Source organism: Nanobdella aerobiophila, assembly GCF_023169545.1.
In the GTDB taxonomy this organism is placed as follows: domain Archaea; phylum Nanobdellota; class Nanobdellia; order Nanobdellales; family Nanobdellaceae; genus Nanobdella; species Nanobdella aerobiophila.
Genome location: NZ_AP019769.1, coordinates 20,011 through 40,094 on the forward strand (window position 1 = coordinate 20,011; position 20,084 = coordinate 40,094).

Here is a 20,084-nt window from a genome sequence, read left to right on the forward strand (position 1 = left end):
TTTTATGGAAAAGGTTAAAAATATTATATGTAAATAAATTAAGGATGAATAAGAAGATAATATTGCCAGTGATTATATTTATAATATTTGCGATATTAATATATTATCTATCACATTCGAAAACATTAACTGTAATTCCGATATTTTTATTAATATTCTTATTACTAGATCCTAGGAATAACATAATAAACTTAAATAATAACTAAATATTATTAAATATTTTTATTAATAGATATTGATGGATGAAAAAGAGAAGAAATCTTTAGGTATAAGGGATGCGATAATAATCGGTTCTATAATTGTAGCAGTATCGATAATAATAGGAGCATATATAGTTTCTAGTTCTTTGTCAAATATATCCTTAGCTAGTGGACAGGGTACAACTAGTCAATTGCAAACATATATATCTACATTACAGACAGAACCATTACCAAATATAACAAATATAGATCCTGTATATGGTAATCCAAATAGTACAAATGTTATAGTATATGAATATTCAGATTATGCATGTCCATTCTGTGATGAATTTTATCTAGAAACTTTCCCATCGATATATCAGAACTATATACAAACTGGACAAATATCTTGGGTATATAAGGTATTTCCATTATATTCAATACATCCATATGCAAATATAACTTCACAATATTTAACTACAATATATGAACTATATGGATTCAATACATGGGAAGAATTTACCAATTGGTCCTGGTACAATCAATTGCAAGGTGTTACATGGGATGGATTTTCGAACCAAACTGCAGTATATGAAGCATTTAATTCAGAAGCTCAGAATTTGGGATTAAATGTATCATTAATAGATGCTTATATAAATAATATGACATATTATCCTGTGATATATAATTCAGAAACTAATGCAATAGATACATATGGTATAGATGCAACACCTTCATTTATAATTGCTGTAAAGACATCAAACATTAATTATTCAGAAATTTCTTCAGTTGAAAATGAGCTAAATAGTCTAAAACAATATGGTTTGTCTTATTCGGTATATAAAACGCCAGATGGAAATTATATTATGTTCCAGTTTGCAGGTGCGCTACCATATAGTTTCTTTAGCAATATACTGGGCCCATTAACACAAGGGTAATTTTTATAATAGCTTTTTATTATAGTTTCTAGATCATCATATATAAATCTTTTTATAAATATATCTTTAAATGGCAAGAGACAAACCCCACTTAAATTTAATAGTAGTAGGGCATGTAGATAATGGAAAGTCGACATTAGTAGCAAGATTGATGGTATCTTTAAATTTAGTAGACCAAAAAGAATTAGAGGAAGTAAAGAATTTGGCAAAAGAATATGGAAAAGAAACAGATTATCTAGCATATTTACTAGATAAATCAATAGAAGAGAGGAAGAGAGGACTAACAATCGATATAGCTGCGAAGAAAATACCAACTAAAAAATATATAATTACAATTTTGGATGCTCCAGGACACAGAGATTTTATTAAGAATATGATTACAGGTTCTGCTCAATCTGATGCGGCTATAGTGGCTATATCTGCAGTAAATGGTGAAGCAGAAACTGCTCTAGGTCCAGATGGACAAGGAAGAGAACATTTATTATTATTAAGAACATTAGGTATTCCACAAGTAATAATAGCTATAACAAAAATAGATACTGTAAATTATGACCAAAAGAGATATGAACAGATAAAGAATATGGTATTACAGCTAGCAAAACAAATTGGTTATCAAGAGAAACAGATTAAGGCAATTGTACCAGTAGCAGCGTATAATGCAGATGAAAATGTAACACAAAAATCTCCAAAATTATCATGGTATAATGGACCTACATTATTAGAAGCATTGGATCAATTAGATGAGCCACCAAGATTAATAGATAAACCATTAAGATTGCCAATAAGTGAAGTATATAATATTAAGGGTGTAGGTTTAGTGCCAGCAGGAAAGGTAGAATCTGGAAAATTAAAACCAGGTGATAAAGTAGTATTCTTACCATCTAAAAAGCCTTCTGGTGTAACAGGAGAAGTTAAGTCTGTAGAAATGCACCATGAAAAATTAGATGAAGCATTACCAGGTGATAATATAGGATTTAATGTAAAAGGTCCGGAAGCTGCAGATATTGGTAGAGGGGATGTAGTAGGAAAGATAGGAGAAGCATTACCAAAATTGGCGGAAGAATTTACGGCAAGAGTATTCATATTACAGCACCCTTCAGCAATAGCAGTTGGTTATACTCCTGTAGTACATATACATACAGCAGCAGTATCTTGTAAAGTTGCAGAAATACAATCTAGATTAGATCCAAAAACAGGACAAGAAGCAGAAAAGAATCCACAATATATAAAAACTGGAGATGCAGCAATAATTAAATTTGTACCAACAAAACCATTAGTTGTAGAGAAGTTCCAAGAATATCCAGGTACATCTTTAGGAAGGTTTGCATTAAGAGATATGAATAAAACTGTAGGAGTAGGACAAGTATTGGATGTAAAAGAAAGAAAGATAGAATTAAAGTAAATTTTTTAGATTTTTATTTTGATAAATTACGAACCATTATATATTTTTATATTTAAAATATTCTAGATCAATACATTAGAGCAGGTGGATTGACCTTTATAAAACAAACAAATTTCATAATAGTTATTCTTCTGTATACTACATTGAATATTTGCAACTTTTATCGTTATATCTTGATTTGGTAATATTATTGGAGAATTTATTGATGTAATGAATGTTTGATTAGTGCAATTATCTATAGATATTAAAGTATTGTTTAAATTTACAGGAATATTTCCAGAATTATATATTTATACATATTTAGAAAGTTCTGGGCCCAGGGGGATTCGAACCCCCGACCTCCGGCTTTCTTAGGTTATTTGGAGCGTAGCCATATAAGGCCGGCGCTCCGCCTCTGAGCTATGGGCCCATTAAATCTAAATAATTTAATTGTTTTAAAAACCTTTTTATATTTTATACAAAATATATTTATGGATATAGATACAAAGGGTGGAGTAGTTGAACAGGAGATATTAAGAGATTTATTTGATATCTCTAAAGAAGAAATTGAAAGATTTGTCAAAGAAGAAGAAAAATCTGTTGTATTAGATTTTGAAAAAATAAAGAATTATTTAGATCCTGAAACCTTAGATTTATTATTAAATGAACCTGAAAACTTTTTTAAACAATTATCAATATATTTTACTGAGAGACTACAAAGACAAACAATAGTTAGGATAAAAAATCTACCTCCGGAATTAAGGTATATAAGGATAAGAGATGTAAGATCTGAACATAAGGATAAATTAATACAAATTGAGGGTATAATAAAGATTTCTTCAGAGGTAAGACCTTATATAGTAAAGACTAAGTATATGCATGAAGAATGTGGCGGTGAGTTTTGGATAGAAAATACAGATTTTATTATAAAGAAACCTACAAAATGTCCAGTATGTGGCGGTACAAAACCTAGATTTATAGAAGAAGGGCATGAAACTATAGATATACAAAGATTATTTATCGAAGAACCTGCAGATCAAATAGAAAAGGGAGAACAACCTGCTCAGATTACAATAATGTTAAAGCAGGATTTGTGTGAGCCAAAGATGGAAAGAAAGACCTTGCCAGGGGTACGGATTAAGGTATTTGGTATTTTAAAAGAATTAAGATCTATGAATTTCAAGGCATTATTAGAACTATATGTGGATGCAGTATATATAGAAACTGTGGATAAAGATATAGAAGATATACAAATATCTATCGAAGATGAAAATAAAATAAAGGAATTGGCAAAATCTGGAGATATATTAAATCTAATAGCGCAATCTATTGCTGCTGGTTTATATGGGAAGCAATATGATCATATTAAGAAAGCAATAACATTACAGTTGGTCTCCGGTGGAAAAAGAAGATCTGGTGTAGATGAAAGAAAAAATTTACATATCTTGTTAGTTGGTGATCCTGGTGTGGGTAAATCAAAATTATTAAGATACATAGCATCTATAGCGCCAAAATCTAAATATGTTGTAGGTATTACTGCTTCCTCTGTAGGTTTGACTGCTTCTGTAAGAAAAGATGAAATATTGAAAGGTGGATGGGTCTTAGAAGCAGGTGCATTAGTATTAACTTCTGGAGGTATTGTATGTATAGATGAATTAGATAAATTAGATATAGAGGAGATGCAATCATTACATGAAGCTATGGAGCAACAAACAATAACAATTGATAAAGCAAATATTCATGCAACATTAAGAACAGAAGCGTCTATATTAGCAGCTGCTAATCCAAAATTTGGTAGATGGGATAATATGAAAGGTATAGTAGATCAGATAAATTTACCACCTACAATAATAAATAGATTTGATTTAATATTTGTGTTGATTGATGAACCAAATGAACAACAGGATGAAGCTATAGTGTCGGAGATAATTAAAGGTATACAAGAAGAAGAAAGACCAGCATTGGATAAAGAATTAATAAGAAAATATATAATATACGCTAAGAAAATTGAACCTACATGGACAAATAATGCATTAGAGATTGTAAAACAATTTTATAAAGAATTAAGGTCAAGAAGTTCTAGAGAATCTATACCAATAACCGCAAGGCAACTAATGTCTATTATTAGATTATCAGAAGCATCTGCTAAAATAAGATTATCTCCAGTAGTTACAGAAGATGATGTTAATTTAGCAAAAGAGCTATTAATTTATAGTTTAAGAGAGGTTGGAATAAATCCAGAAACTAATAAGTTAGATATAGATATAATAATGAGTGGGATATCTTCTACTCAGCGACAAAAATTATCTAAAATAACTGATATAATAAGAGATTTACAAAAAGATTTTCCAGATGGTGTACCTTTATCAGAAATATTGAATGAGAGTAAGAAATATAATTTTGAAGAGAATAGAGTAAAGGAAGTAATAGATAAATTATTAAAAGATGGTTATCTGTATGAGACAGGTCCGCAAAAATATAAAGTTGTATAATGTATATACCAATATTTTCAAAAAGTATTGTAGATTTTGTTGAAAAAGATGTTTTAATTATTGGAAAAGTAATTGATATATCCGAGGATAGAAAGATGTCTAGAATAAAGGTTTTAGACTATTATGGTTATTTAGATATAAGATTTTTTGAAAATATTGATATAAAGATATTTGATACCGTTATGGTTCTTGGAAAGGTTAAACTATATGATAATTATCATTATATATATGGAAGATATATAGTGAAATTATTAGAAAGGGAAGAAATATTTTGGAGAATGAGATTTCTTAAAAAAATTAAGAGAAAAGTTAAAAAAAAGCAAGTTAAAGATATAAATATGGAAGATAAAAAAGACAAGAATTTTGACGAAATTGAAGATAAAGATATAAGATTAAGAAAGGAAATATTAGAATATATAAAAGAAAATGATAAAGGTGATGGAGTATCATTAAAAGATATTTATAATTTCTTTGAGGAACCAGAAGAAAAAATAGAAAATATTATAAAAGATTTGTTATCTTCAGGAGAGATTTATGAATCTTCCTTAGAAAAATATAAATTAATATGATACCAAAATATGAAGATATGTTAGATGAAGTATATGAAAAATTATCTAAGATTAAGGTTTCTCATGGATCTAGTTTGGGATTAATTAGTGTACCATTACCAAAAGTTAATTATATAGGAAAATGGACTTCCATAGAGAATACAAAAAATATATTAGAGGTGATAAATAGAGATATAACTTTATTGGCATTATTTTTTCAAAAAGAATTTAATGTACCGTCTAAGATAGAAGATAATAAAATAATATTACAGAAAAAAATAGATTTTGAAAAAATAAAAGACAAGCTAGATAAATTTGTAGACATATTTGTTAGATGTCCTGTATGTAAGAAATTAGATACAAAAATAGAAAAGAGGGAAAGAATATATTATATTAAGTGCATGGTATGTGGTGCAGAGAGTCCGATAATATATTATATAAGATGATGTATATAAGGACATATACAGATAATTATGGAAAAGTAGTTATTATATCTGATAAAGATTTATTTGGTAAAAAATTTGAACAAGATGATATGGTAATTGAGATAAATGAATTCTTTAAAGGCGACGAAATTGATGATATAAATATAAAAGATTTGGAAGATGCATATCTATTATATGCAGTTGGAGAGAATACAATAAATAGATTAAAAGATATAAATATAATAAAAGAAGAAGATATCAAGAAAATAAAAAATATACCTTACACATTTTTAATGTTTTTATGAAAAGAACATGCCCTTCTTGTGGGAGAGAAGTAAATAAATTATATAATGGTTTATGTTATAAATGTTATAAAAAAACAAAATCACCTATAGAGGAAATAAAAAAAGTATATATATGTAGATACTGTAGTAGGATTAGATATAAAAATAAATGGGTAGACAGTGTTAATGGTAAATATATAGCAAAATATATTATTTGTAATAATTGTAAGGGTTATATAAAAAAATATAATTTGATATTACAATTTAGAAACATAGATATAACTATTAAGGATTTACTATCAAATCTTATAAAAAATAATAAAGATATTGTAAAGAAAATAGATTATAAGGATGATAATAATTTTGATATATATCTTTATGTAAAGAAAGGAGCATTGAATAAATATATTAGATTATTAAAAGCTTATGGGAAAATAAAAATAACTAGAAAATTATATGGTTATAATAAAAACAATGGTAGAAAAGTGTACATAACTACAATATTGACTTATAACTTATAGAAAACTTTATAAATATTTATCTTATTATATAGCTTTATGGATTGGGATGCGTTAGAAAAGAAAGAAATGAGATATAGAATGAAAGCAGATGAAGATGAGGACGACGAAGATTTAGAACTAGATGAGGGTGAGTTTGGAGATTGGGAAGATGAAGAGTGGTAAAATGGTAGGAGATAATTATTAAGCCTTTTATTTATCTTTATTTTTTTCAATGCTTTCTCCTAATGATAAGGGTATACCCCTGCCTCAAGATAGGAAAATAATTGGTGTGATAGAAGAAGTTTTAGGATGGGCACATGCTAGAGTTCGGTGTTTTGATGGTCATGTAAGAATATGTAGAGTTCCACAAAATAAGAAATTGCATAAGAATATTTGGTTAAAAAAAGATACTTATGTATTAGTAGAACCATGGGAATTGCAATCCGATAAAAAAGGAGATATTTTATATAGTTATTCTCCTTCTGAGGTTGATTGGTTAAAAAAGAACGGATATTTAAAAACCGAAGAGGAATTTTAAAATTTTTTATTATCTATATTCTAAGGGCCTGTAGTCTAGCCAGGCCAGGACGGTGGGCTCCAGACCCATTGGTCGGGGTTCAAATCCCCGCAGGCCCAAGACCTCATATATTAAAATTTTTTGATAGATTATAATAAGAATTATTCAAATTATTATTGGAGCTATTTGTTATTAGGTTAGAAGAGGTAGATATAGGATGTAATGTACCAGTTATAAATAATAATATAACTACAAGGACAATTATAGCTATAATAATTATTATTATAGTTTCTATAGAAATATTTTGACCTTTCATTATGTTAGATTAGATAGATTATTTACTACACCGACTACCTGATTCGTCTGATTTGCGGCAGCATTACCTATACTACTTGTACTTCTTACCCCATTTCCAAAAGAACCAGAAAAGAATAATATTATAAGTACTAGAACTATTAGAGCAATAATAATAATAATTATCGTGTTAATTGGCATGCTCTGTCCTTTTCTCATATAGAATATATCATAAAGGAATTTATAAATATTATATTAAAATTTTTATTATATGTGGATAATAAAGGAATTACTCAAAGACTACGATATAGAATATTCATATCCTCCAAGAGGTATAGATTATGATATTTCATTACAATTATTTAAAGAATTTAAAAAAGTCGATAATAAAGAAAAACTATTAAATGATATAATAGAAAAAATAAAGGATTATGTATTGGATTATAAATTGATTAATGGATATCTAAATATAAAATTGAATAAAAAGAAGTTATTGACCAGATATAATGATTTATTTAAATTTGAGAAAAATAATAAATTAATATTTTTGGAGCATACGTCCGCAAACCCAAACAAATCATTGCATATTGGGCACCTAAGAAATTCTATGCTCGGTGATTCTTTATATAAGGTATTTAAATTACTTAATTATAATATAATTGTATTAAATTATATAGATGATACAGGTGCACAGGTTGCGGATAATGTATTAGGAATATATTTATTAAAAATTCCAAAGGATCCAAAAGAATTTAATCTAGAAATTATCATAAATAATATAAAAGAATTTTTAATAAAGGAAAATTTATATATAGAAAATATAGAAGAAAAAATAAGAGAAATATTTCTAAATAGGATGAAATCTTTGAAAGAACTATATGGATATGAGATACCTGAGAAAATAGATCATTATTATGGAGATTTTGTATATGTAATAGTTAATAAATTATATGATATCATTCCGGGATTAGAAAAATATAAATATAAAATAATAAATGATCTAGAAAATGGAAATAATGAAGTATCTAGATTATCTGAAGAAATATCTGAGAAGATATTAATCGAACAATTAAATACATTATCGAAATTTGATATATATTATGATATACTAATAAAAGAATCTGATATAATTAAATATGAATTATTTAAAGAAGCATTAAGTATATTATTAGATAGAGGGTTTGCTAAGAAGATTCGAGGGACTGAAGGTAGTTTGATCGTATTAGATTTAACTTTATGGCCCGATGTGGAAAGGGCATATGCAAACTCAGAAAAAATATTAATAAGAGCAGATGGTACTGCTACATATATAGCTAAGGATATTGCTTATGCTCTATGGAAACATGGAATTATAAATAGAAATATTAAATTTAAGGAAAAAATATTGCAGAAAAATAATTCATATATATTGGAAATAGATGATAATGGTAATATAAATATTAATCCTGCAGATATATCAATAAATGTAATAGGAGCGGAACAGGCTCATAATCAGATGATGGTAAAAAGAGTAGTAGAATCTTTAGATAATAATAAAAAGTACATACACTATAGTTATGGATTGGTAATGTTAAATAAAAATACAGCAAAAATATTTGGAATCAATGATGATAAGGTTAAGATGTCTGGAAGAAAAGGATTATATATAAATGTAGATGACTTATATAATAAATTATATAATATAGCTTTAGAAAAATTTGATAAGATATTAGCAGAAAAAATTATCCGTAGTTTTATATCTTTAGAAATGTTGAAATATGATAAAAATACAGTTATAAATTTCGATATAAATAAAATGCTAAATTTAGAAGAAGGAAATGCAATATACTTTATGTATACATATGCAAGGATAAATTCTTTATTAAATAAGGCTGGAAATATAGATTTGAATATCGATATAGGTGAATTAAATAAATACGAAGAAAAATTGATAATAGAATTATTCAAATTTAAGGATGTATTATATGAAGTAGAAAATAATTTGGAGATTAATGTATTATATAAATATCTAGTTGAATTATCTAGAGAATTTAATAATTTTTATCAACATGTTCCTATATTAAATAATAAAGATACATATCCCCATAGAATATTTCTAGCATATTTAACAAAGATTGTAATGGAAAAGATATTTTATGTATTAAAAATAGATACTGTAGATAAGATATAAATATTTAAAAATATAATCCTATATAAATGATAACATGTCAATGATAAGAATAAAAATGTGGGGTACAGATCTAGATACATTAAATCATTTTACAAATAGTATATTAAAGATTATAGAACAATTGGGTATTGAAAAAAGAGGACCAGTAACATTACCTACTAAAATAATTAGGATACCATCTATGAGAACTTTGGGAAAGAGAGGAACCAAGATATATGAAACATATCAGATGAAGATATATAGAAGATTTATTGATGTAGCAAATGATGAGAGATTCTTTAAAAGCTATTTTATAAATATGCAAATACCATCTAGAGGATTTAGAATTTCTCTTAAAATATTGAAATAATTTTTAAATGACATATGTTTTAGTCAGATTAGATGGACTATATATATTTGATGACGATATAAATAATTTTAAACTTAAAGAATTAAGTTTTGATATTAAAGAACTGATTGATATAGAATCAAGAAAATTACCAGATAAAATAAAAGAATTAATAAAGGATGATTATATATTTATTGGGCAAAAATTTGAAAATTATAGATATACAGATGATGTAAAAATAATAAGGAAGGCATTAGAAAAAGTTAAAGATAGATATAACAATGAATTATTATTAAATTTATTAAAAGAAAAAATATCTAATTCTGTTTCTAAAGATGAATTAATCATACAGGCAATTAGGTTTTTAGATAATTTAAATAAGTCAATAAATCTAATTGTAGAAATGTTTAGAGAGTGGTATGGCTTATATTTTCCAGAAATATCACAAAATATAGAAGATCATGAAAAATTTGTAAAAACTATATTAAATAAAAAAAGAGAAGATCTTATTAAAGAATATAATATTAAGATCACTATGGGTGGAAAGATATTTGATGAAGCTGATTATAATATATTGAATAATATTGGTTCTCATCTATATAATTTATATACACTAAGAAAAAATATAGAAGATTATATAGAAAAATTAATGAAAGAATATGCTCCAAATTTATCTGAGATTGCTACTCCAAATATTGGCGCAAGGTTAATCGCTTTGGCAGGTGGTTTAAAAGACTTATCTTCATTACCATCTTCAACAATACAAATACTTGGAGCAGAAAAAGCATTATTTATGCATTTAACTAAGAAAGCAAAGCCACCAAAACATGGAGTAATATTTAATCATCCTTATCTACAAAAATTACCACAAAAGGCCAGGGGTGCGATGGCCAGAACATTAGCATCAAAAATATCTATAGCTGCTAGGGCAGATATAAATAAGGATATAATATATGATAAATTAAAGGCAGAATTAGATAGAAGATATGAACAGTTGAAGAATAGAAAATGAAACTCAAACCATTAAAGGAGAATAAGAATATATTCATTGATGATAAAGGAAGATTATACACAAAAAATTTAGTTAAAGGACAGAAGGTATATACAGAAAAAGTATTTAAGTACAATAATGAAGAATATAGAGAATGGGTCCTAAAGAAATCTAAATTGAGTGCTTCTATTAAGAAAAATATAGGTTTAGTTCCAATAAATGAAGGAGATAGAGTATTATATTTAGGTATAGCTGCAGGAACTACAGCATCACATATATCAGATATAATAGGCAATGATGGTATGATATTTGGTATAGATATTGCTCCTAGAATATTAAGGGAATTGGTTCCAATAATATATAAGAGGGATAATATAATTGGTTTATTAAATGATTCTGATAAGCCGGATAGTTATCTACATATAGTTCCTAAAGTAGATATAGTGTACCAAGACGTAGCACAACCTCATCAGATAAAGATATTTTTAGAAAATATAGATTATTATTTAAAAAATAGGGGATATGGATTTTTGGCAGTAAAAGCAAGATCAATAAATGTTGCGAAGGATCCTAAAGAAATATTTAAAGATGTGAGAAAATCATTAGAGGATCATAGTTTAAATATTTTAAAAGAAGTTAGATTAGAGCCATATCATAAAGATCATGCAATGTTTTTAATAGAAAATAAATAAAAATTTTCTGTATATTCTTAATAAATGGATATATATGTATGTAATCTATGTGGGCATATATTAAGTGGATCTAATAAATATAATAAACATATAATTAAATCGCATATATTAAAGGGTAGATATAATCATAGAAAATTTAAGAAATTACAGAATAAGGTATTATTTATAAATGTGAAGGATGAGAACAATATACCCCTGAATCTTGAAGAAAGATATATAAGATCAAAGATAAAAAGAAAGATATTAAAATTTGAATAGATTTATATAGATAATTATATTTATTCTTACTGACATATAAATATCCTATATATCTATATCTATTGATTAGGAGCATATATTATAAATATTTTTTTCGATGATAAATAATCGATTTATAAATATAATATATAAATATTTCTGTAATTTTTTATTAGACCTTATATACTACTTTGATAAATATAAATTTTAATTATTATCTTTTAGTAACATTATAATGTGAATATCTTTATTTTTTCTTTTCCTGTTAATTCCAATAATATTCTTTTATATATTAATTCTTGTACATCTCCTATACCCTTCACCCTCTCTTCTATATCCTTAAAAGATTCAAATGGCTTCTTTTGTCTTTCCTCAATAATTCTTTGGACAATTATTTTTCCTATATTCGGTAATAATTCAAGAGAATGTATCTTTATATTTATAGAACCTGCTGTATTAAAGAAATTTACATATTTAGATTCATTATTTTTTATTATATCTTTTATTACTTTTTCTAAATTTGGTCTTGCTATTTCTGGTAAATCATCTATACTTATTCTTCTTAATATTGATCTTACCTTTGGTCTTTGTTGATCTCCTATATATAATTCTTCAAATAAGTTTACAGTTACAGATGGTTTTAGCGTTAATATTAATAATGTAAAATATTCTTTTCCTACAGCATATACTACAGGTTCTCTAATGTTCCTAGTCACATCTCCACCTGGTAAATATGCTATTACTATTGCTATATCCTCTTTTTTTAGGTTCTTTTTATACATCCTTTATTATGTTCAATATTTTTTCCATATCCTCCTTTGCCAATGTATTTGTATATAATATTGCCCGTAGCTCTTCTTCATTCTTTGGTAATAATGTCAGTATCTGAATTTTTAATTCATCTTTTATGTTTATCTCATTTAATTTATTTAATATTTTTTCTTCTTTATCTTGAGATAATTTATATACAGAATCTATATATTTTAAAGTTCTTTCTTCTATATATGATAAATCTCTTTTTTCTTTTATTTTTTTTAATATTTCTCTAGTATATCCTAGACTAATTATTTTCTTTTCTCCAATTTCCATTTTATATATCTTCGAAATATTATTTAAAAATATATCATAAGACTTTTATATAATGACTGCAAGAAAGGGTAAAGGATCTAGGAGGAAAACAAGGGACAAATTATCTTTAAATATTCGAAATCATGGTAAGATTAGAATAAATAGTATATTAGAAAATTATAATAAAGGCGATAGAGTAGTAATAAAAATAAATCCAGCATATCACGATGGCATGCCAAATCCAAGATTTTTGGGAAGTACTGGGATAGTAAAGTCTAAAAGAGGCGAATGTTATGAAGTTATGATAAATAATAAAGGGAATGAAAAAATACTAATTGTTCATCCAGCTCATTTGAAAAGGGTCTAAGGTTCTATAACTTTATTATTATATAAATTTTTTCTATTTTTATTTATAATATCTAATATCTTGTTTAGGTCTTCCTTTTTTAATAATATTATATCTATTATTGTATTTATATCCTTGTTTACTAAGAAGGAAGATGTATATATCCTTAGTGTATATAATTTATTCAATTTTTCGTATAGATTTTGGTATAATTTTATATCATATATACTATCATTATTTATACTATAGATATTATTATTTATTATTTGTATTAATCTTTTATCTGTAAATATTATTTTGTATCCTTTCCCCTGATAATAAAAGCTAAGAGAAAAATACATCAATATCATTAGTATAATTATCAATATTATAAATAAATAATAATTTCTATTTAAATATTCAGATATAATAAATAATATAAAATATATAGCAAATAATATATATAAATTAAAAGATTTTCTTAATGAGTATATATTTGGATTATATGACACTAAAAACAAAGGTTCTTCTTTTTCTAATTTTATATATTTGCTTATTATATCTTTATCGTATATTATCATAATTAAGATAATATTTATATATATTTTTAAAGGTAAAATTTATATTTAAATAATGTTTATTTAAAAATATGAGGAATGATCTTGCAATATCTACAATTATTATAATAATTATTGCTATAGTTGTTCTAATAATAGCGATATTATTTGGATATAATATATATAAAGCTGGATATAGTTCTTCTAATACTAGCGCTAATTTTATAAATAGCTCATTAAATAATATAACCAATCAAAAGATTCCATTTCAATGAAAACGCAATTTGGTTCTATATTAGAATTTGTAGGATACTATCTAGTTATATTTATAATAATATTAGCTGGTATATTCTTTATATTAACTTATATATTTAAATTTAATTATAATATAAATCTAAATCCTTCGGTTCAGATATCTTTACAAAATCAAAATGCAAATAATAATGTAAAAACCAATAATTATACATATAATGTTTTAGTATACGTTTATTATAATTACAATAATTATGTATATTTAACTCAAGGATTACCAGGAACTAACAATACATATAATTATAGTATAGTACCATATATAGGCAATAGCTTAGCCCCAATAAACCCACAAATAGCATATAATAATATGACATCTACCTTACAATTTACATCTAATGCAAATGAAAATATTAATTTTTATATTAATTTAAGTAATCAGACATATACGGGTACTGAGGTGGATTATAATAATTATCAATGCCAAATATTACCTCCGAATGAACAAATCGGATCCCCAAATCAAAATCCGATATTTTGTATAGAATGTACTGGAGGTAATAAATTACAATATTTTTATTTACAAAATCCTGAATATTTGAATGTAACTCCAGCAATTAGTTTATTAGATGGATATCCAAATGTAAATTATTATAATTATACTATAAATAATTTATATATAGAAAATATGACTGCAATTAGTTTAGAAAGTCAGGATACATATTATACATTATCTCCATTTCAAGATATATTAGTAGAAGTTGTACCACCATTTTCGAATTATATAAACAGTTATGATGGTATTAATGCAGATAATGTATTATTCTTAATCTATTATAATAATCAATATTATGTATTGCCATCATATTATGCAGGAAATAATAATAATATATATTATTTCTTTGTAAATCTATTGAATTTTCCACAAGATATAAATAATAATGGCGGATGTAATTTCTTAACATTATATGTAGCATTTAGTAATCAGGATTTATTAACGATATTAAATGGAACTTTAGGAGGAGATCCATATGCATTAAATAATAATAATCCAGGAGAATATCTTATGTACGATAATGGATTAAATGTATTTCCTATATATGTAAATTTTTATAATTATAATGGTCTTACGGAGGAAAGTATTATATCATGTAACAGTAATCTTTGCTTCCAACCTACAAAATATAATACTTTACCAACATATAATGTAGAAAATATATATGCCAATAATACTTCAGGTTCTCCACTATTTTATTCAGAATCTGGACTGCAGATGTTAAATAATGGTGGAGGTGAAGGTTCTTATATTGCTGTTAACTCTACATTATTAGACAATTTTGATAATTTTATAAAAAATAATAATATAAATAATCAAAATTATGGAGACGGGATAAATACTTATATATATGTTGCTGGAGATCCTTGGGAGGACTCCCCCTCTACAGGTTTAAATCCAGAAGTTGCAGATGCAGTAGCATTTTCTATAACAAATCAAAATATATTCACTGGGAATTTAGATTCTATACTTCCGGTAGGTGGTAGTACTCCTGTACCAAATACTTCAACAACTGAAATATTTGAATATGGATGGGCTTGTACTTCGCCTGGTGCAGGATGTTCTTCAGGATATTATGTAGGGATACCTATTAAATATTATTGTGGAGTATCGCATGGAAGTGGTGGATCTACCTGGAGTATTTTATTAAATATAAGTACATCAGAGAGTTCGAATTGTGCTTCTAAAGTTAAAGAGTATTATTATGCAGGATCTGCAAACGGAGGAAGTAATTATTATTTTGGAGAAAATAATAATATAGGATCTTCTAATAGTTATATACCATTTGCTCCAGAAGATCAACAGAAAAATTATAATTATGAACAATATGGGATATTATATACATATAATTGGTATTTAACAAATCCTTCAAGTAATTCTCAATTAAATAATTATTTCTTAATGAATGGTAATATATATAATTATCCTTTGCCAAAGATAAATCAAAATACTCCTGAACTTATACAACCAGAATCTCCGGGAGAAAACGCGGGTGTAGGACCTGCATTAGCTATTAGTTATTATAATTCATATCAGACTGCATTTGAAGCAGAGGACGATATGCAATTATCTGAGTTCATAAACTATAATGGAGGTAAGGGTATATCAGGTATATTATGTAATTCTTTACCTAATGGTTTTATATCAGGAACATTCGGATATATGGAATATTGTCAAGGAGTTTATAATCGTTATATAGACAACTTAGTTATAAATAATTTTGGAAATCAACCTTTTATATATTTTAGTGCAGGAGATGGAGGTGGAACATCTTATATATATTTGGATTGGTTAATATCATCATTCGGGGTACCTTATGTTGTATATACACCCTCCTGAGATAAAAGTAATATAATAAAAAAATATATTAAGGTATTATAGATTTTCTTTTATTATTTCTCCTCCACCTCCATAGAAACCGATTGGTATTACAGTATTATTTAATGTAAATATTGGTCCCCCACCAACATCTGGATCGTATCCATTAATCATTTTCGTTATCCCCATTTCTGGATGTTGGTAATATATCTGATTTAGTTCTGTAGCATTTATATTTACATTATTATTTATATTTCCTGTAGCTATATCATTTATAATATTATCTAAATTATGTTCATCCGTATAGAATAATCCGACGTATGGTCTTTCATTCGAATTTGAAAATAAGCTATCTATATTTAATACTGTACTTCCATTAATATTTTCTTCAGGTATTACAACTACACCATTTCTGCCTGTATCACCTGCAGCTATTATAACAAATGGTTCTTGTGCATATGGTCCGGAAACTGATACACCATATGTTTTTTCTATATAATTTTGAACTACCGGGCTTGTCTCTGCATAATTTATATCATTTAATAATTCTTGAACTGGTCCAAATTTAAATAATACAGGTTGAGTAATCTCATGACCATCTTGATAATAAATTTCTGTTCCAGAATATATATTATTCTGATCTGTTGGTTTTATATTATCAATAAATACATAATTTGTATCAATTGTTTGCTCTTGAGGATGTAATATTCCGCCGCCTATTAAATATAGAGCAGCTATCCCCGCACCTGCAGCTATGCCAGCACCAATGGCTATAAATTTTCCAGGCAACCCTTGTTTACCTTTATATCTATTATATCTAGAGAATGAATCATAAGTCCCTAATCCCAACCTTACAGGAGTAAAGGGAACTGCGTATAATATAGATCTTGGATTTTCCGTTATATAACCAAGAACTTCCTTTGCCTCCTTCATTTTTACCTTGATCTTACCTAAAAGATTATCAAGACTAGCTCTAGCATTTACCATGATTTAATAGTTATAAAAAAAGTTTATAAATATTTCTACAAATCTTATATTTGCAGTATAAAAAATATAAATTATAAAAGATCTTATTCTTTCATGAAAAAGGGAGTTAGCGATTCTGTTATAAGTTTAATAGTTGTAATAATTGTATTTATATTTATATTGTTAATATTATTTAATTCTTTAAGAGCAGTTTCATATTCTGGTAGACCTCAAGCAAAATTTGCGTATGCACTTTCGGGGTCTGTTAGTTTTTTAGTAGACAAACCTTCTCAAGTTGTCAGTTCTATAGGTACAGACGGTCTTATAATTGCGGGAGGTATTATAGCAGCGGCTGCTATAGTTGGTGGAGCTATTGCAGCGCATAATGCAGAGGAAGATGAAAATTTATTTAATGTATTTTCAGCGGGTGCGGCAGGATCTATAAAAAGTGTTTTAGGTAATACAGCATTCGAGGCATTTACCGGAGCTTCAGCCGGATTATTAATTACTGGAGATGTTTTTAATAGTATAGCATCTAATATACAGCAACCAATATTATATTATTTAGCTCTTTTAGATGAACAATCTGTAAATTTAACTGAATTAAATTCACAAGATTATGTATCTATGTATCAAAATCTAAATTCTACATATGCAAATTATATAGAAAAGAAGTATTCATGTGAATCTCAACCAACAAGTACGCAATGCGAAAATCTATATCTGACATATAGGATTGCACAAGATCTATATTATACTTATGGAGAAACTCTTGGGCAATCTGTGGCAATAGCAGGCGCTCATAATGAATATTTTCTAGCATTTTTTAATTATAATGATACAGAAGATAAAAATCAAGCTAATATAACATTAAATGAAGTATTATGTATGCTATATATGATGGATTATTATAATGTTAACCCATTTAATCAAATGTATGGAAGTCAGGATATAAACAATTTAGATCCAAATGAAAATACAGATCTGGCCTGTAATATCACAGCTACTGTTAATAATCAATTACAGTTTTCAGGTTCTGGTCTACCGCAAAATATACAAAGTATGGTTGCAGCAGATTCCGCAACATTAGATACTTCAGATACTTCAAACGGCGGACAAATCTCTCTTATCAATTATCCAAATATTATTGTTCAACCGCAAGGATCTCTTACGAGCGGATATATAATGTTTACATATGATGGTGGTACACAGGCAATAATTATTTCTTCTTTATTATATACACAAAATTAAAAATTTTATATTTTAATAGGTTGTAAATATTCTTATGGATACTGGAGAATTGCTACAAATAATATTAGCATTAATATTTATTATATTAATTCTTATACTTATATTTTTAATAATTGGGCCAAAGGTCGGATTAAATTTATCTGTTATTGCACAAAATGGCATACCATAAAGGACAAATAAGTACATTTTTAGTAGCAATAATAATATTTATAGTGGCATTGGTTGTATTAACAATATTAATGATATTTTATTTTAAAGGTGGAGTACATTTATTTAATAGCATAAATGAAACAAATGGAACAGTAATAGAAAATCAAATCCAAAATAATAACCTACCATGAGATTAGATGATTCTATAAACTTTCTAATATTCATAATAATTGCTATAGTTATAATAATAATAGTTATACTATTATATGTGTATATTGTTCATACTGGAATGAACGAAAATCTTACTAGGATAGGTTATAATGTATTGAATCAAACTGATTTATAATGAGATCTAATGATACTCTATTTAAGGTAATATTTGAACTAATATTATTAGTTATAGTTATAATATTAATTGCAGTTTTTATAGAAGCAATTATAGGTATCTCTCAGGGACAAAACATAAAATATGAGAATTATGCAAAACAAATAATATCAAGTATACAAAATCCAAATACACCACCTATATATATAGATGGATATAATCCCGACTATTTATTTGTCTTTTCTTCTGTAAATAATTATATATACCTATCATTATATAAATGTAGTTTTGGTATTGGTTCTGGAAATCCACAAGTATTATTATGGAATATTTCTCAATATATATTCTCTCCAGATTTATCAGGATGTTTTTTAATATATAAAGCTAATACAAGTTTAAATAGTATAGAGATAAATATTATAAATTCAACAGATGTAGCTGCAGGTTTAATAACTATTGATAGTATGGATGCAGTTCCATATTATGGGGGGGTTAGTGCAGAAATCCAAAATACTAATCAAGAAATATATATAATCCCAGATGTAGTTATTGATTGTACAGATCATGGATGTAGTATGACTAGTCCATATAGTCAATCATTATCTTGTTATATATCAAGTTCTTGTGTAGAAATAGGAGGTTTTCTTAATCAGGTAGGACAAGCAAATTCATATTCTAGTTCTGCTATAAATATAGGATACATAAATAATATAAATGTAGGTAATAATCAATTTACTGTTCAGGAGCTTACATTAAATCAATTAACCTTAAACTATATATTAAAGATAGAATATACCAGTGGTACGATCAGTTTCTATTATATACCACCAATATCTACTTGAT

Annotated in this window: 29 protein-coding genes and 2 tRNA genes; 24 read left to right on the forward strand and 7 right to left on the reverse strand. The window is 26.3% G+C overall.

What is annotated here, in order from left to right; genetic code table 11:
- Positions 1-44 precede the first annotated feature (44 nt).
- The 3 genes from MJ2HA_RS00080 to tuf all read left to right on the forward strand — a co-directional run bounded on the left by MJ2HA_RS00080 (position 45) and on the right by tuf (position 2,519).
- Complete coding sequence (locus MJ2HA_RS00080; RefSeq protein WP_258393239.1) at positions 45-206, forward strand: hypothetical protein; 162 nt, start codon at positions 45-47, stop codon at positions 204-206.
- Between the two features lie 32 nt (positions 207-238).
- Complete coding sequence (locus tag MJ2HA_RS00085) at positions 239-1,117, forward strand: DsbA family protein (RefSeq protein ID WP_258393240.1); 879 nt, start codon at positions 239-241, stop codon at positions 1,115-1,117.
- 70 nt (positions 1,118-1,187) lie between these two features.
- A complete protein-coding gene (gene tuf / locus MJ2HA_RS00090) occupies positions 1,188-2,519 on the forward strand; it encodes a translation elongation factor EF-1 subunit alpha (protein ID WP_258393241.1) in 1,332 nt (443 codons plus the stop codon).
- A 311-nt stretch (positions 2,520-2,830) separates the two neighbouring features.
- On the opposite strand, the gene MJ2HA_RS00095 is transcribed toward tuf, so the two are convergent.
- A tRNA-Ile gene (locus MJ2HA_RS00095) sits at positions 2,831-2,928 on the reverse strand.
- Positions 2,929-2,989: 61 nt separating this feature from the next.
- Here MJ2HA_RS00095 and MJ2HA_RS00100 point away from each other — a divergent pair.
- The 8 genes from MJ2HA_RS00100 to MJ2HA_RS00135 all read left to right on the forward strand — a co-directional run bounded on the left by MJ2HA_RS00100 (position 2,990) and on the right by MJ2HA_RS00135 (position 7,383).
- Entirely contained in the window at positions 2,990-4,990 is a 2,001-nt protein-coding gene (locus tag MJ2HA_RS00100; RefSeq protein WP_258393242.1) for an ATP-binding protein, read from the forward strand.
- Positions 4,990-5,559, forward strand: a complete 570-nt coding sequence (locus MJ2HA_RS00105; RefSeq protein ID WP_258393243.1) for a hypothetical protein — start codon at positions 4,990-4,992, stop codon at positions 5,557-5,559. The genes MJ2HA_RS00100 and MJ2HA_RS00105 overlap by 1 nt, the downstream gene beginning before the upstream one ends.
- On the forward strand, positions 5,556-5,984 hold the full coding sequence (locus MJ2HA_RS00110) for a eukaryotic translation initiation factor eIF-2-beta/eIF-5 family protein (protein WP_258393244.1): 429 nt from the start codon (positions 5,556-5,558) through the stop codon (positions 5,982-5,984). The genes MJ2HA_RS00105 and MJ2HA_RS00110 overlap by 4 nt, the downstream gene beginning before the upstream one ends.
- Entirely contained in the window at positions 5,984-6,268 is a 285-nt protein-coding gene (locus MJ2HA_RS00115; protein ID WP_258393245.1) for a DUF424 family protein, read from the forward strand. The genes MJ2HA_RS00110 and MJ2HA_RS00115 overlap by 1 nt, the downstream gene beginning before the upstream one ends.
- Positions 6,265-6,768, forward strand: a complete 504-nt coding sequence (locus MJ2HA_RS00120) for an NMD3-related protein (protein ID WP_258393246.1) — start codon at positions 6,265-6,267, stop codon at positions 6,766-6,768. The genes MJ2HA_RS00115 and MJ2HA_RS00120 overlap by 4 nt, the downstream gene beginning before the upstream one ends.
- A gap of 36 nt (positions 6,769-6,804) precedes the next feature.
- Positions 6,805-6,930 (forward strand): hypothetical protein, encoded by a 126-nt coding sequence (locus MJ2HA_RS00125; protein WP_258393247.1) that lies wholly within the window; start codon positions 6,805-6,807, stop codon positions 6,928-6,930.
- A 49-nt stretch (positions 6,931-6,979) separates the two neighbouring features.
- Positions 6,980-7,285, forward strand: a complete 306-nt coding sequence (locus tag MJ2HA_RS00130) for a translation initiation factor eIF-1A (protein WP_258393248.1) — start codon at positions 6,980-6,982, stop codon at positions 7,283-7,285.
- A 24-nt stretch (positions 7,286-7,309) separates the two neighbouring features.
- Positions 7,310-7,383: transfer RNA gene (locus MJ2HA_RS00135), tRNA-Trp, on the forward strand.
- Between the two features lie 5 nt (positions 7,384-7,388).
- On the opposite strand, the gene MJ2HA_RS00140 is transcribed toward MJ2HA_RS00135, so the two are convergent.
- Positions 7,389-7,580 (reverse strand): hypothetical protein, encoded by a 192-nt coding sequence (locus MJ2HA_RS00140; RefSeq protein ID WP_258393249.1) that lies wholly within the window; start codon positions 7,578-7,580, stop codon positions 7,389-7,391.
- A complete protein-coding gene (locus MJ2HA_RS00145; protein ID WP_258393250.1) occupies positions 7,580-7,777 on the reverse strand; it encodes a hypothetical protein in 198 nt (65 codons plus the stop codon). Before MJ2HA_RS00145 ends, MJ2HA_RS00140 begins: the two co-directional genes overlap by 1 nt.
- A 52-nt stretch (positions 7,778-7,829) precedes the next feature.
- Between MJ2HA_RS00145 and argS the strand changes: the two genes are divergently transcribed.
- Genes argS through MJ2HA_RS00170 form a run of 5 tightly spaced genes read left to right on the forward strand, consistent with a single transcriptional unit; the run spans position 7,830 to position 11,997 of the window.
- Positions 7,830-9,728 (forward strand): arginine--tRNA ligase domain-containing protein, encoded by a 1,899-nt coding sequence (gene argS, locus MJ2HA_RS00150; protein ID WP_258393251.1) that lies wholly within the window; start codon positions 7,830-7,832, stop codon positions 9,726-9,728.
- A 34-nt stretch (positions 9,729-9,762) separates the two neighbouring features.
- A complete protein-coding gene (locus MJ2HA_RS00155) occupies positions 9,763-10,077 on the forward strand; it encodes an uS10/mL48 family ribosomal protein (protein WP_258393252.1) in 315 nt (104 codons plus the stop codon).
- 7 nt (positions 10,078-10,084) lie between these two features.
- Positions 10,085-11,068 carry an NOP5/NOP56 family protein gene (locus MJ2HA_RS00160; RefSeq protein WP_258393253.1) on the forward strand — a complete coding sequence of 328 codons (984 nt, stop codon included), beginning with the start codon at positions 10,085-10,087 and terminating at the stop codon, positions 11,066-11,068.
- Positions 11,065-11,739, forward strand: coding sequence for a fibrillarin-like rRNA/tRNA 2'-O-methyltransferase (locus MJ2HA_RS00165; RefSeq protein ID WP_258393254.1), 675 nt, complete (start codon positions 11,065-11,067; stop codon positions 11,737-11,739). The genes MJ2HA_RS00160 and MJ2HA_RS00165 overlap by 4 nt, the downstream gene beginning before the upstream one ends.
- A 24-nt stretch (positions 11,740-11,763) precedes the next feature.
- On the forward strand, positions 11,764-11,997 hold the full coding sequence (locus MJ2HA_RS00170) for a hypothetical protein (protein ID WP_258393255.1): 234 nt from the start codon (positions 11,764-11,766) through the stop codon (positions 11,995-11,997).
- Between the two features lie 209 nt (positions 11,998-12,206).
- Here the strand turns inward: MJ2HA_RS00170 and MJ2HA_RS00175 are convergent, their stop codons facing one another.
- On the reverse strand, positions 12,207-12,758 hold the full coding sequence (locus MJ2HA_RS00175; RefSeq protein WP_258393256.1) for a DUF655 domain-containing protein: 552 nt from the start codon (positions 12,756-12,758) through the stop codon (positions 12,207-12,209).
- A complete protein-coding gene (locus tag MJ2HA_RS00180; protein WP_258393257.1) occupies positions 12,751-13,065 on the reverse strand; it encodes an Rpb4 family DNA-directed RNA polymerase subunit in 315 nt (104 codons plus the stop codon). Before MJ2HA_RS00180 ends, MJ2HA_RS00175 begins: the two co-directional genes overlap by 8 nt.
- Positions 13,066-13,117: 52 nt before the next feature.
- Between MJ2HA_RS00180 and MJ2HA_RS00185 the strand changes: the two genes are divergently transcribed.
- Positions 13,118-13,411 carry a 50S ribosomal protein L21e gene (locus MJ2HA_RS00185; RefSeq protein ID WP_258393258.1) on the forward strand — a complete coding sequence of 98 codons (294 nt, stop codon included), beginning with the start codon at positions 13,118-13,120 and terminating at the stop codon, positions 13,409-13,411.
- On the opposite strand, the gene MJ2HA_RS00190 is transcribed toward MJ2HA_RS00185, so the two are convergent.
- Entirely contained in the window at positions 13,408-13,950 is a 543-nt protein-coding gene (locus MJ2HA_RS00190) for a PH domain-containing protein (protein ID WP_258393259.1), read from the reverse strand. The genes MJ2HA_RS00185 and MJ2HA_RS00190 overlap by 4 nt on opposite strands.
- 68 nt (positions 13,951-14,018) lie before the next feature.
- On the opposite strand from MJ2HA_RS00190, the gene MJ2HA_RS00195 reads away from it, so the two are divergent.
- Together MJ2HA_RS00195 and MJ2HA_RS00200 are read left to right on the forward strand one after the other, a co-directional pair.
- Positions 14,019-14,201 (forward strand): hypothetical protein, encoded by a 183-nt coding sequence (locus MJ2HA_RS00195; RefSeq protein WP_258393260.1) that lies wholly within the window; start codon positions 14,019-14,021, stop codon positions 14,199-14,201.
- Positions 14,198-16,570: a hypothetical protein gene (locus MJ2HA_RS00200; protein ID WP_258393261.1), complete on the forward strand. Its 2,373-nt coding sequence runs from the start codon at positions 14,198-14,200 to the stop codon at positions 16,568-16,570. The genes MJ2HA_RS00195 and MJ2HA_RS00200 overlap by 4 nt, the downstream gene beginning before the upstream one ends.
- Before the next feature lie 36 nt (positions 16,571-16,606).
- On the opposite strand, the gene MJ2HA_RS00205 is transcribed toward MJ2HA_RS00200, so the two are convergent.
- Positions 16,607-17,536 (reverse strand): hypothetical protein, encoded by a 930-nt coding sequence (locus tag MJ2HA_RS00205; RefSeq protein ID WP_258393262.1) that lies wholly within the window; start codon positions 17,534-17,536, stop codon positions 16,607-16,609.
- A gap of 93 nt (positions 17,537-17,629) precedes the next feature.
- On the opposite strand from MJ2HA_RS00205, the gene MJ2HA_RS00210 reads away from it, so the two are divergent.
- From MJ2HA_RS00210 to MJ2HA_RS00230, 5 genes are read left to right on the forward strand one after another with little or no spacing between them, the layout of a single operon-like run.
- Positions 17,630-18,766 carry a hypothetical protein gene (locus MJ2HA_RS00210; RefSeq protein ID WP_258393263.1) on the forward strand — a complete coding sequence of 379 codons (1,137 nt, stop codon included), beginning with the start codon at positions 17,630-17,632 and terminating at the stop codon, positions 18,764-18,766.
- A 34-nt stretch (positions 18,767-18,800) separates the two neighbouring features.
- Entirely contained in the window at positions 18,801-18,935 is a 135-nt protein-coding gene (locus tag MJ2HA_RS00215; protein WP_258393264.1) for a hypothetical protein, read from the forward strand.
- Positions 18,922-19,107 (forward strand): hypothetical protein, encoded by a 186-nt coding sequence (locus tag MJ2HA_RS00220; RefSeq protein ID WP_258393265.1) that lies wholly within the window; start codon positions 18,922-18,924, stop codon positions 19,105-19,107. The genes MJ2HA_RS00215 and MJ2HA_RS00220 overlap by 14 nt, the downstream gene beginning before the upstream one ends.
- Entirely contained in the window at positions 19,104-19,262 is a 159-nt protein-coding gene (locus tag MJ2HA_RS00225) for a hypothetical protein (protein WP_258393266.1), read from the forward strand. The genes MJ2HA_RS00220 and MJ2HA_RS00225 overlap by 4 nt, the downstream gene beginning before the upstream one ends.
- On the forward strand, positions 19,262-20,083 hold the full coding sequence (locus tag MJ2HA_RS00230; RefSeq protein ID WP_258393267.1) for a hypothetical protein: 822 nt from the start codon (positions 19,262-19,264) through the stop codon (positions 20,081-20,083). The genes MJ2HA_RS00225 and MJ2HA_RS00230 overlap by 1 nt, the downstream gene beginning before the upstream one ends.
- Position 20,084 lies beyond the last annotated feature (1 nt).